This window comes from Pseudomonas neuropathica, assembly GCF_015461835.1.
GTDB lineage: Bacteria > Pseudomonadota > Gammaproteobacteria > Pseudomonadales > Pseudomonadaceae > Aquipseudomonas > Aquipseudomonas neuropathica.
Genome location: NZ_JACOPX010000013.1, coordinates 206,194 through 221,679 on the forward strand (window position 1 = coordinate 206,194; position 15,486 = coordinate 221,679).

Annotated in this window: 10 protein-coding genes and 1 pseudogene; 3 read left to right on the forward strand and 8 right to left on the reverse strand. The window is 61.9% G+C overall.

The genetic code is table 11. The annotated features are described in order from the left end of the window. Positions 1–108: 108 nt before the first annotated feature. The 4 genes from H8F23_RS20180 to H8F23_RS20195 form a co-directional block, all read right to left on the reverse strand. On the reverse strand, positions 109–1,779 hold the full coding sequence (locus H8F23_RS20180; protein ID WP_194935550.1) for a ShlB/FhaC/HecB family hemolysin secretion/activation protein: 1,671 nt from the start codon (positions 1,777–1,779) through the stop codon (positions 109–111). A 134-nt stretch (positions 1,780–1,913) separates the two neighbouring features. After that, on the reverse strand, positions 1,914–3,488 hold the full coding sequence (locus H8F23_RS20185) for a collagen-like triple helix repeat-containing protein (RefSeq protein WP_186620897.1): 1,575 nt from the start codon (positions 3,486–3,488) through the stop codon (positions 1,914–1,916). Positions 3,489–3,787: 299 nt separating this feature from the next. Continuing rightward, the gene (locus H8F23_RS20190; protein WP_194935551.1) at positions 3,788–4,642 is read right to left on the reverse strand and encodes a MaoC family dehydratase; all 855 of its coding nucleotides are present in this window, start codon (positions 4,640–4,642) and stop codon (positions 3,788–3,790) included. Between the two features lie 2 nt (positions 4,643–4,644). Then, complete coding sequence (locus H8F23_RS20195; protein ID WP_194935552.1) at positions 4,645–5,997, reverse strand: 3-oxoacyl-ACP reductase; 1,353 nt, start codon at positions 5,995–5,997, stop codon at positions 4,645–4,647. A 283-nt stretch (positions 5,998–6,280) separates the two neighbouring features. Here H8F23_RS20195 and H8F23_RS20200 point away from each other — a divergent pair, with 283 nt between their 5' ends. Further along, positions 6,281–7,558 (forward strand): acetyl-CoA C-acetyltransferase, encoded by a 1,278-nt coding sequence (locus H8F23_RS20200; protein ID WP_194935553.1) that lies wholly within the window; start codon positions 6,281–6,283, stop codon positions 7,556–7,558. Positions 7,559–7,773: 215 nt separating this feature from the next. Here the strand turns inward: H8F23_RS20200 and H8F23_RS29325 are convergent, their stop codons facing one another. Both H8F23_RS29325 and H8F23_RS29330 read right to left on the reverse strand, forming a co-directional pair. Further along, entirely contained in the window at positions 7,774–8,541 is a 768-nt protein-coding gene (locus H8F23_RS29325; protein WP_371748302.1) for a methyl-accepting chemotaxis protein, read from the reverse strand. 90 nt (positions 8,542–8,631) lie between these two features. Next, positions 8,632–9,720: pseudogene (locus H8F23_RS29330) on the reverse strand (cache domain-containing protein); the annotation flags it as partial. 447 nt (positions 9,721–10,167) lie between these two features. Here H8F23_RS29330 and H8F23_RS20210 point away from each other — a divergent pair. Both H8F23_RS20210 and H8F23_RS20215 read left to right on the forward strand, forming a co-directional pair. Next, on the forward strand, positions 10,168–11,064 hold the full coding sequence (locus H8F23_RS20210; RefSeq protein ID WP_007914672.1) for a PA4780 family RIO1-like protein kinase: 897 nt from the start codon (positions 10,168–10,170) through the stop codon (positions 11,062–11,064). A 327-nt stretch (positions 11,065–11,391) separates the two neighbouring features. Further along, entirely contained in the window at positions 11,392–12,600 is a 1,209-nt protein-coding gene (locus tag H8F23_RS20215; protein ID WP_194935555.1) for an MFS transporter, read from the forward strand. Here H8F23_RS20215 and cueR read toward each other — a convergent pair. Further along, on the reverse strand, positions 12,554–12,967 hold the full coding sequence (gene cueR, locus H8F23_RS20220; protein WP_025111722.1) for a Cu(I)-responsive transcriptional regulator: 414 nt from the start codon (positions 12,965–12,967) through the stop codon (positions 12,554–12,556). The genes H8F23_RS20215 and cueR overlap by 47 nt on opposite strands. Next, positions 12,964–15,357, reverse strand: a complete 2,394-nt coding sequence (cueA, locus tag H8F23_RS20225; RefSeq protein ID WP_194935556.1) for a copper resistance metal-translocating P1-type ATPase CueA — start codon at positions 15,355–15,357, stop codon at positions 12,964–12,966. The genes cueR and cueA overlap by 4 nt, the downstream gene beginning before the upstream one ends. Positions 15,358–15,486 lie beyond the last annotated feature (129 nt).

Sequence of the window (15,486 nt, forward strand, 5' to 3'; positions counted from 1 at the left end):
CTCGCGAAGACGGTGTGTCAGTCGACAGATTTGTTGGCTGATCCAGCGCTTTCGCGAGCAGGCTCGCTCCCATCGTTGTTTTGATTCACGGTCGGGGCAATCCCGGCCCTACAACTGATAACTGAAACTAATGCTGTACCGCGTCCGGCGATTGAACGTGTCCAGTGCTTCATCCGACATCGCCTTCGCCGCTTCCAGCGCAATGTTGTAGTACTTGGCATCGCCAAACCGTAGCCCGATCGCCGCCGATGACAGATTGTTGGCCCGCACCGGCAATTCGTTGAACCAACTGCGCGAGCGATCAAGCACGACATACGGTTGCAGGATGCGCACCCAGTTGCCGTCGCGGTTGAAGCTGTAGTTGACCTCGTACGCCACGCCCCAGCCCTTGTCGCCGGACGCTTGATCGTCGGGATAACCGCGCCCGAAATTCTGCCCGCCGAACACCGCGCGCTCGCTGTCGGGCAGGGTGTCGTCGCTCCAGTACAACGCGGCCGACAGCACCCCTTGCCAGTTGTCGAGGAACTTGTCGCTCTGCACGCCAGACAGGCGCAGGCGAAAGAAGTCGAGGTCGATGGCGTTGTTGTTGGTTTTCGCGCCCATGCTGTCGAGGCCCTGGTACACGCCGCCGCTGAGGATCCGCAACTGGCGGGCATCGGCCTTGCGCCAGTCGCTCTCGAAGGCGAGGGCGCGGATGTCGGTGCGTTCTTCGACACTCAGCGGGAAGCCGATCACCTTGTAGCGGGTCTTGTCGTTGACCGCGTAAAGCCTTGAGCCGGCCGTCAGCAGTTCGTTGGAAGCGGCAATCAGCGGCAGGGTGAAACCGATCGAGTAGCGGTCGTTTTCGCGGTGCGGTTTGAGTTGCAGGCCATTGTCGAGCAGGACATTGGTGCCGGGGTCAGCACGGTAGCGTGAAGCCGACAGCGCCAGTTGTGCGCCCTCGTCATTGAGGAACTGGTTGTAGTCGAGCCGGTAGTAATGTTCGTGATCGTCACCCGGTGGAAACAGGCCGCTGAGGGTCAGTTGCTCGCCCATCGCGGTTTGCGAATTGCTGCTGACACCGAGCAGGGCCTGGGTGCCGTTGCGGTTGTCTTCGGTGGTGCTCAGCGTGCTGGTGAAGGGTTTGCGACTGGCCTGGGCCACCAGCGTTGTGGCGCCGTCGGTGGTGCCGGGCGGTGGCACCTGGGCCTGGATCGTCACCCCGGGAATGCGCGTCATCAGCGTGGTGTAGCGCTCGAAGGTCTTGCGGGTCAGCGGCCGCTCGGCCTGAATCTTCGCCGCCAGTTTGTCGAGCAGCGCTTTGACCCGGCCGACATCGCCCTGGATCTGGATATCGCGGACGTAGCCTTCCACCAGCACCACGCGCGCTACGCCGTCATTGAAATTTTGCTGCGGCAAGAACGCGTAGGACAGCAGGTAACCGTCCTGCTGATAGCGTCGGGTGATGTTGCGTGTGGCTTCGATCAGCTCGGCGAGCGTGGCTTGCCGGCCGATCAGGGGCTTATAGATTTCGGCGAGTTCGTTGAGCGGGTAGAGCGTGCCGCCTTCGATCTGCACGGTTTGCAGTTTGATCTTGGTGTCCATCAACAGCGGTTGCGCAGTGGCGGCACCAGCGTCCGGCACTTGCACCGGCGTGGCGCTTGGGCGATAGGCGTCGGCCGGCAGGTTCGGCACCGGCAGATTGCGGATGGTTTCGTTGCTGTTGAGAAAGCTGGGCTGGGTGTCGGCGAGGGCGGCGGAACTGAGACTGAGGAACAGCAGGGATGCCATTACGCGCATAGGACACTCCATGGTCAGATCACGGCACTGGGCTGAATTTTCCTAAGAAAAAAGGCGGAAGACTCGTGGGAATCTTCCGCCCTCAACCAAGCGTAGGCGCTGTAGGTGAGGCCGTCGAATCGGCCAGGTGCAATTTAGCGTTTGTTGCCTCCCAGGGTGCCAGTCAGACCACCGAGTACACCGCCCAGACCGCCACTGGTGGTACCCCCGCTGGTACCGCCGTTGACCAGGCCACCGACGGCGGCGACGGTGCCGCCGACGTTGCTGACCAGACCACCGACTGCGGTGGTGACCGGGTTGTTGGTCGCAGCAATGCTGCCGCCGATACTGCTGACCGCGCCGCCCACCTGGCCGGTGAGACCTGCAACAGGTGAGCCGATGCCGGTGGCGGCGCCGAGTTGCTGAGTCACGTTAGTAACGCCACTGGTGACCGGGTTCAGGCCTGCGCCCAAGGTGGCGCCAACCGTGGCCAGCGGTGAAGTCGTAGCAGTGATCGGGGTGCCCGAACCGCCAAGCACGGTGTTGAGCGACGCGACGGTATTACCGAGACCGACAGCGGTAACGCCGCCTGCGCTGACCACGCCATTGGTATTGCCGGCATTCAGGCCCGCGCCGACGTTGACCACGGCGCCGCCAACGGTTTGCAGCAAACCGGTGCCGCCGAGGCCACCGCCCAAACCACCACCCACTCCACCGGTACCCGAACCAGTGCCGTTAGACACCAGACCACCGGCCTTGCCGACTGCGGTGCCGGTATTGCTCAAGGCGCCACCGAGCGTATTGGTCAAGGCGTTGCCGTTACCCGCATCGGTAACATTGCCGCCCAGTGTGTTCACCGCGCCGCCGACTTGCGCAACCACGCCTTTGAGTGGATCGCCAAGACCTGTGGTCGCGCCGAGTTTGTCCGTGGTGCTTTCAACCATCGCAATCACTGGCACCAGACTACCGCCGAGTTTGTTCGTCAATTGGCTGGTCGGGCCGCTGGTCAGCGTGGTGTCGAGGGTATTGCCGAGCATGGTGACTTTCTCGCCGACACCATCAAGCAGCGGCGCGACTTTGGTCACCACACCGCCCACCACCGGTACGCTGCCCGTCGCAGTGGACAGCTTGGCGCTGAGGTCGGAGACGCCGTTGCCAACATCCGTCACTACACCGCCAACCGAAGCTACGGTGGTGGTCAGGCCATTAGGGTCGGTGGCCAGTTTGCCTACGCCATTGGCGACGCCATCACCCAAGGTGCTGACAACATTGCCTGCGGTGTTGGCCGCACTCTGCACCACACCACCGACCACCGGTACGGTGCTCAGCGAGTCGCCGATCTGGCCAACGCCATCGCCGACACCCGCGACGGTCTTACCGACATCCTGCACCAGGGTGGTGGTCACCAGCGGTGTAGTGGTCGGATTGGTCGGGTTGGTCGGATCCGTTGGGTCTGTCGGGTTGGTTGGATTGGTCGGATCGGTGCCACCGGTTCCGCCAGTACCACCTGTGTTCCCGGTCCCGCCGGTTCCGCCTGTGCCTGCAGTATCACCGCTGCCGCCCGTACCGCCAGTACCCGAGGTGCCGCCAGTGCCAGCGGTGCCGTCCGCCGCAGAACTGCCGGAGCTGCTGTGATGGCCGCCACCGCCGCTGCTGCAGCCGGCGAGGCCGAGGGAGAGAATCAATGCCAGAGCGATTGCCGATTTGCACCACACATCTTGAGTTTTCATGATTGAGATTCCTTGCACCTGTCACAACGTTCGTTGTCTTCGATGGCTCGCCGATCTGGTGTCGGTGATGCCTTCGCCCGTTGTGCTCAATCTCAGTCCAGGGGCAGGTTTCAGGCCATTCTCAAGTTGGTATTAACGCCTTTATATATAAGGTGAAGTTCAGCGCCTAAGGACTAATACCCAGGATATAGCCGGACAAAAAAAGGCCTTGATAATCAAGGCCCTGGTTTTTTCAGCGGAAGGGGGAATGACGACGAAAACTTAAGTTATATACACACAATTAACGGTATCCCGCGTGCTCAGGCAATCGGTTGCCACTGCCCGACCATGTGTTCCAGGTCTTGCGCACCGATCAACCGCAACTCACCACTGGACCCCGCCGCACTCGCCAGCAGGGTCACCTCACTGGGCAGGCGCACCGGTTTGCGAAAGTGCACGGCGATCTCAAGGTTGGCCTTGGGCAAATGATCGTTCAGCGCCGCGAGGGTCCGCGCCTTGTTCCACAAACCATGGGCAATGGCCGTTGGAAAACCGAACAACCTGGCACTGGCCGCACTCAGGTGAATCGGGTTGTAGTCTCCGGAGACTTTGGCGTATTGCCGACCGATATCGGCCGGGGCTTTCCAGCGCGCCACCTCCACCAGCGATTGCGATGGCTCCCAGGTCTGCTCGACCGGCTCGCCCTCAAGCTTGACGCCGCGACAGAGCATCTGGCTTTCCGCTTCCCACAGCGGCCCGAGCTGATCATCCAGGGTGGTCAGCAGATCGAACGTCGCACCTTTGGGATGCGCTTGCAGATTCGTCACGCGCACGCTGACCTGCGCGCGACCGATCCCGCCCATCGGGCGCAACACGCGAATGCGGTTGCTCAGATGAATCAGGCCCAACAGCGGGAACGGAAATGCTTTGGCGGTGAGCAATTGCATCTGCAATGCAAAGGCGAGGATGTGCGGATACGTCGGCGGCAACAGACCGTCATCGACGAATCCGCAGACCTGGCGATAGGCCGCCAGGCGTTGGCCATCGACATCGACCCAACAGCGCAAGCCGCTGTCGGGTAATTGGGTGCCGGTGATTTTGCGTCGCGTCGCCGCCCGTGCGTAGAGCCCGGGCAGGCTCGGTTCGCGATCCAGCGTATGCCATTCGATGCTCATGCCTAAGCCCCCAGAACGCTTTGTCCACAGACCCGCAGCGCCTGCCCGGTGAATGCGCCGGTGCCCGGTTGCGCCAGCCATGCAACAGCTTCGGCGACGTCTTGCGGTAAACCGCCCTGACCGAGCGAACTCATGCGTCGGCCCGCCTCACGCAGGCCAAACGGAATGTGTGCAGTCATTTGCGTCTCGATAAAACCGGGGGCGACGGCATTGATGCTGATCCCACGTTCCAGCAGCGTAGGCGCCCAGGCTTGCGCAAGACCAATCAGCCCGGCCTTGCTCGCGGCGTAGTTGGTTTGCCCGCGATTACCGGCAATGCCGCTGATCGAGGCCAGCAGAATCACCCGCGCGTTGTCGCGCAGCGTGCCGCTGTCGAGCAGAGCCTGGGTCAGCACTTGCGGTGCATTGAGGTTGACCGCCAGCACCGCGTCCCAGAATTCCGGGGTCATATTGGCCAGGGTTTTGTCGCGGGTGATGCCAGCGTTGTGCACCAGAATATCGAGGCCGTCAGGCAGTTGTTCGATCAATTGCGTGGCGGCATCGGCGGCGCAGATATCCAGGGTAATCGCGCGGCCGCCGAGGCGGGCGGCAAGGGCTTCCAGATCGGTCTTCGCCGGCGGAACGTCGAGCAGGATCACCTCGGCGCCGTCGCGCGCCAGGGTTTCGGCAATCGATGCGCCGATACCGCGAGCCGCACCAGTGACCAGCGCCTTGCGTCCGGCCAGCGGCCGGGTCCAGTCAGTCACTGGCGTCGCACAAGCCGTCAGGCGGATCACCTGGCCGGACACGAACGCACTTTTCGGCGAAAGGAAAAACCGCAGCGGGCCTTCCAGTTGATCTTCGGCGTCCTCACCGACGTAGATCAATTGCAGCGTGCCGCCGCTGCGCAGTTCCTTGGCCAGCGAACGGGAAAACCCTTCCAGCGCTCGTTGCGCACTGGCAGCAAACGGATCACTGAGGGTTTCCGGGGCACGGCCAAGGATCACCAGATGGGCGCTGTGCTCAAGATTCTTCATCAACGGCTGGAAGAATTCGCGCAGTTGCTTGAGCTGGTCGGTGTGCAGCAACTCGCTGGCGTCGAACACCACGGCTTTGAGTTTCGGGCCGTGGCCGGGAATCCATTCGGTAGCGGTTGCCGGTTGTTCGCCGTAGCGGTAGATGCCGTCGGTCAAACGGTTGGCGAACGCACTGACACGCTCGGCTAGCGGCCCGCCGCCGATCAGCAGCGCCCCTTCCACCGGCCGCAGGCGTCCGGCCTGCCAGCGTTCCAGCCGCACCGGCGACGGCAGGCCCAGCGCCCCGACCAGACGGTGGCCAATGGACGAGTTGGCGAAGTCGATATAGCGGTCAGACATGGAACGCTCTCCAGAAGTTGGGGTTCAAAGTGTGGACTACCGATGGCAATCAATCGTTCGATCCACGCAATAAGGCCTACGCTAGAACAGCAGAGTAGTTTGCCCCCGGCGTTTGTGTTGCCGAACCCACATTCAGAAACACAGCTGACCCCTGTAGGAGTGAGCCTGCTCGCGATAGCGGTGTATCAGTCAAGAAATGTTTATCTGACCCACCGCTATCGCGAGCAGGCTCACTCCTACAGGGGATTGGCGTGAATTCAAACCTTCGGAAAAGGAGTTATTCATGAGTCAGCTGCGCCGCGTCGCAATCATTGGCGGTAACCGTATCCCTTTCGCTCGTTCCAACGGGCCGTACGCCACTGCCAGCAATCAGGCGATGCTCACCGCCGCTCTCGAAGGCCTGATCGAACGCTACAACCTGCACGGCCAGCGCATCGGCGAAGTGGTGGCGGGTGCGGTGCTGAAATTATCACGAGATATGAACCTGACTCGCGAATGCGTGCTCGGCTCGCGTCTGTCCCCGACGACGCCCGCCTACGACATTCAGCAAGCCTGCGGCACCGGCCTGGAAGCGGCGATTCTAGTGGCGAACAAGATCGCCCTCGGCCAGATCGAGAGCGGCATCGCCGGTGGCGTCGACACCACCTCGGACGCGCCGATCAGTGTCAGCGAAGGCCTGCGCAGAATCCTCTTGCAAGCCAACCGCGCCAAGACCACCGGCGACAAGCTGAAAACCTTTCTGCAGTTGCGGCCGCAACACCTGATCCCGGAATTTCCGCGTAACGGTGAACCGCGCACGGGCCTGTCGATGGGGCAGCACTGCGAACTGATGGCGCAGACCTGGAACATCCCGCGTGAAGATCAGGATCAACTGGCTCTCGAAAGCCACCACAAACTCGCTGCGTCCTATAGCGAGGGCTGGCACAACGACCTGATGACACCGTTCCTTGGTCTGACCCGCGACAACAATCTGCGCCCGGACCTGACCCTGGATAAACTCGCAACGCTGAAACCCGCCTTCGAAAAAAGCGCGAAAGGCACGTTGACGGCAGGCAACTCCACGCCGCTGACCGATGGCGCGTCTGTGGTGCTGCTCGGCAGTGAAGAGTGGGCGAAGGAACGCGGTTTGCCGATCCTCGCTTATCTGCGCGACGGCGAAGCGGCGGCAGTGGATTTCGTCAACGGCGCCGAAGGGCTGCTGATGGCGCCGGTGTACGCCGTGCCGCGATTGCTCGCACGCAACGGGCTGACCTTGCAGGATTTTGACTACTACGAAATTCACGAGGCTTTTGCCGCTCAGGTGCTGTGCACGCTGAAGGCCTGGGAAGATCCCGAATACTGCAAAACGCGCCTGGGCCTCGACGCGCCGCTGGGTGCGATCGATCGCAGCCGGCTCAATGTTAAGGGCAGTTCGCTGGCGGCCGGGCATCCGTTTGCGGCGACCGGTGGGCGCATCGTCGCGAACCTGGCGAAGTTGCTGGACGCGGCGGGGAAGGGCCGGGGGCTGATTTCAATCTGCGCCGCCGGGGGCCAAGGCGTCACCGCCATTATCGAACGCTGACGCTTGAAAAGCCCCTCACCCTAACCCTCTCCCGGAGGGAGAGGGGACTGATTGGGGGATGCTTTAGAGTTACACCGACCTGATCTTGCTTTACCGAATCCATAATCGACGGGGTATTTCAGGTCGATGCATAACGCCAGACACCTCGGTCAGCCCCCTCTCCCTCTGGGAGAGGGCTGGGCGGGCGGCGTTCCGATGAGGGTGGCTGTTGAGGTTCAGGTACGAAACCGTCTGACCAACCCATCCAGCTCATTCGACAACCCCGCCAGACTCTGCGAATCCAGACGCGCCGAGTTGGCCAGTTCTGCCACCAACTGCGCATCCCCGTGAATCTGGCTGATGTGCCGGTTGATGTCCTCAGCCACCTGATGCTGTTCTTCAGCGGCGGTAGCGATTTGCGTGTTCATGTCACGAATCACGTCCACCGATTCGCGGATCTGCCCGAAGCTTTCGCGCGCCTCGCCGATACGCGTCACCGACTGCTGCGAGACCTGCAGGCTGGCGTGCATCTGTTGTGTGACCTGACTGGTGCGTTTGGCCAGATTGCCGAGCAAGCCATCGATCTCTGCCGTCGAATCCGCCGTGCGTTTGGCCAGTGCGCGCACCTCATCCGCCACCACGGCAAAACCGCGCCCCTGTTCACCGGCACGCGCCGCTTCGATGGCGGCGTTGAGCGCCAGCAGGTTGGTCTGTTCGGCGATGGAGCGGATGGTGCCGAGGATCGACTGGATATCGTTGCTGTCGCGCTCCAGTTGCTGCATTGACTGCGCCGATTGCTCCAGTTCCTGGCTCAGTTGATCGACGCTGTGCACCGCCGCATCAATCTGTTGCTGGCCTTGGCGGGCCTGGCGCTGGCCGCTGTCGGCGGAGTCAGCCGCCTGACTGCACGAGCGTGCGACTTCGTTGGCGGTGGCGACCATTTCGTGGAACGCGGTCGAGACCATGTCGACGGCTTCACGCTGACGCCCGGCGGCTTCGGCCATATCGCTTGAGACGCGGGTCGAACTCTGCGAGGTCGCGAGGATTTTCCCGGCGGCGCCGCCGATATGCTGAATCAGGCTGCGGATCGCGGTGAGGAACTGATTGAACCAGTTGGCCAGTTGCGCGGTTTCGTCGTTGCCCCGGATATCGAGGTTTTTGGTCAGGTCGCCTTCGCCCTGCGCAATGCCTTCCAGACCACTGGCGACGCTGCGGATCGGCCGCACGATGAGGGTGGCGAAACTGGCGCCAACCACGGCGAACAGCACGGCCAGCACGGCGGCGATGATTGCGATCAGCCAGGTCAGTTGCGTGGCCGAGCTCATCACATCGCTCTGCTTGATCAGGCCGACGAAGGTCCAGCCCAATTGTTCCGATGGCCAGACGTTGGCCATGTAGCGCTCACCGTTAAGCTCGACTTCGACCAGGCCTTTGCCGGCCTTGGCCAGCTGCGCATAGCCTTCGCCGAGGCTGTCCAGCGGCTTGAAGTTGTGTTCCGGCTGTTTCGGATCGACCAGCACCGTGCCGCTGTTTTCCAGGAGCATCAGGTAGCCGGTTTCGCCCAGCTTGATCTGTTTGACGATCTCGGTGAGCTGCTTGAGCGTCACGTCGATGCTGACCACGCCGCCGTTGCTGCCGAGTTTGTTGTCGATGGTGCGCACGGTGCTGACGTAGGTCGCATCGTCCTGCGCCCAGTAGTAAGCGGCGGTCCGCAACGGTTTGCCCGGTTTGGCCTGGGCAGCCTTGTACCACGGCCGCTGACGCGGGTCGTAATTGTTGAGTTTGGGATCGTCCGGCCACGACACATAACCACCGGCGGCGGTGCCAACGATGGCGTAGGCGTAAGCCGGGTGGGCGTTGCCCAGGTCCTGGAGGAACGCGAAGACCTTTTTGTCCATCTCGCCCTGCGGGATGGATTCGGCGTTGGCGCCCATGTAGGTCTTGAGGCTGTCGTCGGTGTTTTTGATCAGCGGCTGCGCCGCCAGGTAATCGACGTTCTGGCTGATGCCATCAAAAAACAGCTGCATGGCATTGCTGACCTGACGGATTTCGCGACCGCTGCTGTCGACGAAACTGTCCCGGGCATCGCTGCGCAAGTTCATCACCACCAGCGTTGCGACCAGCACTACCGGCAAGCAGGCGATGATTGCAAACGCCCACGTCAATTTCTGTTTGATGTTCATCCGCGCTCCAGATTTTCTTGTAGGCCCACGCAGTGCAGATGACTTGTGGTTTATTGGCAGCCGAAAACGTTGTGGATCACTCGTATCCCCGAGCGCGGCATCGCTGATTGTTGTGGAACGATTGCCGGACAAATCCCTCTGTCATTGAGGGCTTCGGCTGCAAAACAGGGAAATTGAGGCGACTTTGCAAAAATCTGCCGAAGGGGCATCAGCCGGATGTCAGATTCTGTCGCAAATGCCCTTGAAGACATGTACCAACAAGTACAACAGCCTCGGCTATGATTCCCCACGGTCGATGCGCGAGCGCAGAGTTGGCCCTGTTTAATCCGGCACAGTGTGTGCATTCTCAACGTTCACAGGTCGGCAACCCCTCCCCGTGATGCGAGGATTGCCGTATAACGAGTGACATTCGCGTGTTTGGTAATAAAGGACCCACAATAAAAGCTGATGAAGACTCCAAAACGCATTGAACCCCTGATCGAGGACGGTCTGGTCGACGAGGTGCTGCGCCCACTGATGAGTGGCAAAGAAGCAGCTGTTTATGTGGTGCGCTGTGGCAATCAGTTACGTTGCGCAAAGGTCTACAAGGAGGCGAACAAACGCAGTTTCCGCCAGGCGGCCGAGTATCAGGAAGGCCGCAAGGTGCGCAACAGCCGACAGGCTCGCGCAATGGCAAAAGGCTCCAAGTTCGGTCGCAAAGAGACCGAAGATGCCTGGCAGAACGCCGAAGTGGCGGCGCTGTTCCGTCTGGCCGGCGCCGGCGTGCGGGTGCCCAAACCCTACGACTTCCTCGACGGCGTGCTGTTGATGGAACTGGTGGCCGACGAGTTCGGCGATGCCGCGCCGCGTCTCAATGACGTGGTGCTGGAGCCGGATCAGGCGCGCGAGTATCACGCGTTCCTGATCTCGCAGATCGTGCTGATGTTGTGTACCGGTCTGGTGCACGGTGACCTCTCGGAGTTCAACGTGCTGCTGACGCCGACCGGTCCGGTCATCATCGACTTGCCGCAAGCCGTCGACGCTGCCGGCAACAACCACGCGTTCAGCATGCTGGAACGCGACGTTGGCAACATGGCTTCCTACTTCGGACGCTTTGCCCCGGAGTTGAAGCTGACCAAGTACGCCAAGGAAATGTGGGCGTTGTACGAAGCCGGCACCCTGCACCCGAACAGTGTGCTGACCGGTGAGTTCGATGATCCGGAAGACCTGGCCGACGTGGGCGGGGTGTTGCGCGAGATCGAAGCGGCGCGCCTCGACGAGGAACGCAAGCAGGCCATCCGGGCAGCGGACGACGAGCCGAAAGGCAAGTCCGACGAACCACCGCCGCCACCGTGGATGCAGTGATCGCTTGATGAGAAACCCGGCTTCGGCCGGGTTTTTTTTGATACTCAGAAAAGCCCCTCACCCCAGCCCTCTCCCGGAGGGAGAGGGGGCCGACCGAGGTGTCTTGCGTCATACATCGACCTGAAATACCGGGTCGATTATGGATTGGACGAGGTCAGCGTTTGGACCTGTTTGGATTCGGTAAAGAAATTTCAGGTCGGCGTATCTCCACAGCATCCCCCAATCAGTCCCCTCTCCCCCTGGGAGAGGGTTAGGGTGAGGGCCCTTTCGGATCAACGCAATTTCGCGTCTACTGTCCACCGCTCCAACCACACTCAAGGACTGAATGTGACCACCCCGCGCAACACCCACCTGATCGTCACCGCTCGACTGATCTCCGATTTCGGCGCCTTTCTCAACATGGTCGCGCTGGCCACCTACGTCTACCTGCTGAGCAACAGCGCCATGAGCGTCGGGATTTTCCTCGCCAGCCGCGTGGGTGGGGGGATCTTTGCCAGTTTGATCGGCACCGCGTTTTACCGGCGATGCAGCGGACGCGCGCCACTGATCGCGTTCGATCTGCTGCGCGCCAGTGTGCTGGGTCTGTTATTGATTGTGCCTGTCAGCCAGCAAGCCATGCTGTTGCCGGTGATTGCCTTCGGTCTGGGCTTGGGCAACTCGATGTTCGCCATCGGCCTCAACAGTCAGTTGCCGCGTCTGATCCCCGCTGATCAACTGCTCAAGGCCAACGCCTGGATCACCTCGGCCTCGTCCGCCGCGATGGTTGGCGGCAGCCTGGTTTCAGGGTTGCTGGTGGCGGGGTTTGGTTTTGAAACGGTGTTCGCACTGAATGCGCTGACCTATTTGCTGGCCGCGTTATTGATTGTGCCGCTGCGGTTCGCACCCGCAACCGTCAACGACGCACCGGAACGCGGCGAATGGACAGCGCTCAAGCAAGGCCTGCGCTCTGCGCCGGTGATTGCCGCGATGCTCGCGGTCACCATGGCCGACACTTTGGGCAGCGCCGCGCACAACGTCGGCTTTCCGATCATCTCCAGACTGCTCACGCCGGAGTCGGCGAGTACCACGCTGGGGCTGATGCTCGCAGTGTGGGCCAGCGGCAAGCTCCTCGGTGCGCGAATCGCCAGCCGTCTCAAAGGCTCGGACAACATCCATCTGGAACGGCGGTTTTTCTTCGGCGTGGCGCTGATGTCCTGCGGCTTTATCCTGATGTTCCAGCAACACAGCCTCTACGGCCTGCTGCTGTTTTCATTGCCGGCGGGACTGGGTGACGGCTTTTCCGAAGTCGGGCTGATGTCGCGTCTGCAACGTGAACCCGAGCAATTGCGCCTGCCGATCTTCAGCGTGCTGACTTTGCTGCAAATGACCGGGTTCGGCATCGGCATGCTGATTGCCGCGCCGTTCTACGCCTGGTGGACGCCGGGTGCCGTGGTCATGCTGTTCCACGGCATTCCCCTCGGCACATTGCTCACGATAAAGTTTTTGGCGCTCAAGCGCGGGCGGGTTGCGCGCAGCAGCCCGACGCCAGCTCCTTGAGGATCGGACAATCGGGGCGGTGGTCGCCGTTGCAGTGCTCGACGAGGTCTTGCAGGGTGTCGCGCAGTTCGCCGAGCTCGCGGATCTTCTGATTCAACTCGTCGATGTGCTGGCGGGCCAAGGCTTTGACATCGGCGCTGGCCCGTTGGCGATCCTGCCAGAGGGTCAGCAGTTTGCCGACTTCCTCCAGCGAAAAGCCCAGATCCCGCGAGCGCTTGATAAACGCCAGCGTGTGCAGATCATCGTCGCCATAGACCCGGTAACCGCTGTCGGTGCGATGCGCCGCTTTGAGCAGGCCGATCGACTCGTAATAGCGGATCATTTTCGCGCTCAGGCCACTGTGTCTGGCCGCTTGGCCGATGTTCATCGGTGTTCCTCCAGGTCCTTGGGTTTCCAGGTTTTCAACAGTAGCGCATTGCTCACCACGCTGACGCTCGACAGCGCCATGGCCGCACCGGCCAGCACCGGATTGAGAAAACCGAACGCCGCCAGCGGAATGCCGATCAGGTTATAGACGAAGGCCCAGAACAGGTTCTGGCGGATCTTCGCATAAGTCTTGCGACTGATCTCCAGCGCCGCCGGCACCAACCGTGGATCGCCGCGCATCAGGGTGATGCCCGCCGCGTGCATGGCCACGTCGGTGCCGCCGCCCATGGCGATACCGATGTCGGCAGCGGCGAGGGCCGGGGCGTCGTTGATGCCGTCACCGACCATGGCGACCACGCCGGTTTTTTTCAGCTCGGTGACGGTCGCGGCTTTGTCCGCTGGCAGCACTTCGGCGTGGACATTGCTGATGCCGAGGGCCTCGGCGACCACGCGAGCGCTGCCACGGTTGTCGCCGGTCAGCAGATGGCTGTGGATATCCCGGGCGGCGAGTTGCTGCACGGCTTCCAGTGCACCGGGTTTCAGGGTGTCACCGAAGGCGAACAAACCGAGTACTTTCGGTTCCGGGCTTTGTTCGATTAACCACGACAGGGTGCGGCCCTCGGCTTCCCAAGTCTGGGCAGATTCGCTCAGGTTGTCCGCGTTCAAAGCACTTTCTTCGAGCATCCGCCGATTGCCCAGCGCCAGACGCCGGCCTTCAAGATTGCCGGCGATGCCGCGACCGGTCAGCGATTGACTGTCGCTGACATCCGGCACGTTCAGGCCTCGTTCCGCTGCGGCATCCAGCACCGCTTTGGCTAACGGATGTTCACTGCCGCGTTGCAGCGCACCGGCCAGTTTCAGCAGCGTGTCTTCATTACCATCCACTGCACTGAAATGGGCAATGCGCGGCGTGCCGGAGGTCAGCGTGCCGGTTTTGTCGAAGACCACACTGCTGACTGCATGGGCGCGTTCCAGTGCTTCGGCGTCCTTGATCAGAATGCCGTGGCGCGCCGCTACGCCGGTGCCGGCCATGATCGCCGTCGGCGTGGCAAGCCCCAGCGCACACGGGCAGGCGATGACCAGCACCGCGACGGCGTTGATCAGTGCCGTTTCCATTGGCGCGCCGTAGAGCCACCAGCCGATCAGTGTCACCAACGCGATCAGCAACACCGTTGGCACGAAGATCTGGCTGACTTTATCCACCAGTTTCTGGATCGGTGCTTTCGCGGCTTGAGCGTCCTCTACCAGACGGATGATCCGCGCCAGCACGGTTTCTGCGCCGAGCGCCTGGGTGCGCACCAGCAAGCGGCCTTCACCGTTGATCGCGCCGCCGGTGACTTTGTCTCCGGGTTGTTTCGGTACCGGCAGGCTTTCGCCGCTGATCAGTGCTTCATCGGCGTGGCTCTGGCCTTCGATGACTTCGCCGTCGACCGGGAAACGCTCGCCGGGTTTGACCAGCACCAGATCGTTCAGGCGCAAGGCGCTGATGGCGACATCCTGCTCGCGACCGTCGATGACTTGAATCGCCCGTTCCGGACGCAATGCTTCCAGCGCGCGGATGGCGCTGGCGGTCTGGCGTTTGGCGCGGCTCTCCAGGTATTTGCCGAGCAGCACCAACGCAATGACCACCGCCGACGCTTCGAAATACAGATGCGGCATGCGCCCGGCGGCGGTGGCCCACTCGTAAAGACTCAAACCGTAGCCGGCGCTGGTGCCGAGGGCCACCAGCAAGTCCATATTCCCGGCGCCAGCGCGAACGGCTTTCCACGCCGCTACATAAAAGCGTGCACCGAATATGAACTGCACGGGCGTGGCGAGGGCGAATTGCGCCCAGGCCGGGAGCATCCAGTGGATGCCGAACGGTTGCAGCAACATCGGCGCCACCAGCGGCAGGGCGAGGGCGATCGCGCAGATCAGCGCCCAGCGTTCATGCTTGAGGCGCTGTTGCTGGTTATCGGTTTGCGGGTGTTCGGCTTGCCAGACGCTGGCCGAATAACCGGCCTTGCTCACGGCCTCAAGCAGCGTTTGCGGGTCGACCTGACCGAGCAATTCGAGGTGTGCACGTTCGTTGGCCAGGTTGACGCTGACGTTCTTCACTCCGGGGACTTTGTTCAGGGCGCGCTCGACGCGGCCGACGCAGGACGCGCAGGTCATGCCTTCGATATTCAATTCGATAGTCTGCTGCGGGACGCTGTAACCGGCGCGTTCGACCGCGTCCAGCAACGCCGGCAGACTGTCGCCCGGTGCCTGTACGCGGGCCTGCTCGGTGGCGAGGTTGACGCTGACGGCACTGGCACCGCTGACTTTGCTCAACGCCCGCTCGACACGGCCGGCGCAACTGGCGCAGGTCATGCCGGCAATCGGCAGATCGAACGTGATGGAATCGGACATCGGTCGTACTCCCTGTAGTAGATGCCTACAAGGATCAACCTTGCCATGCGGGCAAGGTCAAGCGCCAATCTCAAAAGCAAAAGATCGCAGCCTTCGGCAGCTCCTGCATTGGAGTGCAATCCCTGTAGG

Excerpts from the sequence above, each read along its gene's own strand:
- H8F23_RS20180 (WP_194935550.1), bottom strand. The coding sequence starts at position 1,779 with ATGCGCGTAATGGCATCCCTGCTGTTCCTCAGTCTCAGTTCCGCCGCC.
- H8F23_RS20185 (WP_186620897.1), bottom strand. The coding sequence starts at position 3,488 with ATGAAAACTCAAGATGTGTGGTGCAAATCGGCAATCGCTCTGGCATTG.
- H8F23_RS20190 (WP_194935551.1), bottom strand. The coding sequence starts at position 4,642 with ATGAGCATCGAATGGCATACGCTGGATCGCGAACCGAGCCTGCCCGGG.
- H8F23_RS20195 (WP_194935552.1), bottom strand. The coding sequence starts at position 5,997 with ATGTCTGACCGCTATATCGACTTCGCCAACTCGTCCATTGGCCACCGT.
- H8F23_RS20200 (WP_194935553.1), top strand. The coding sequence starts at position 6,281 with ATGAGTCAGCTGCGCCGCGTCGCAATCATTGGCGGTAACCGTATCCCT.
- H8F23_RS29325 (WP_371748302.1), bottom strand. The coding sequence starts at position 8,541 with ATGGCCGAAGCCGCCGGGCGTCAGCGTGAAGCCGTCGACATGGTCTCG.
- H8F23_RS20210 (WP_007914672.1), top strand. The coding sequence starts at position 10,168 with ATGAAGACTCCAAAACGCATTGAACCCCTGATCGAGGACGGTCTGGTC.
- cueR (WP_025111722.1), bottom strand. The coding sequence starts at position 12,967 with ATGAACATCGGCCAAGCGGCCAGACACAGTGGCCTGAGCGCGAAAATG.
- cueA (WP_194935556.1), bottom strand. The coding sequence starts at position 15,357 with ATGTCCGATTCCATCACGTTCGATCTGCCGATTGCCGGCATGACCTGC.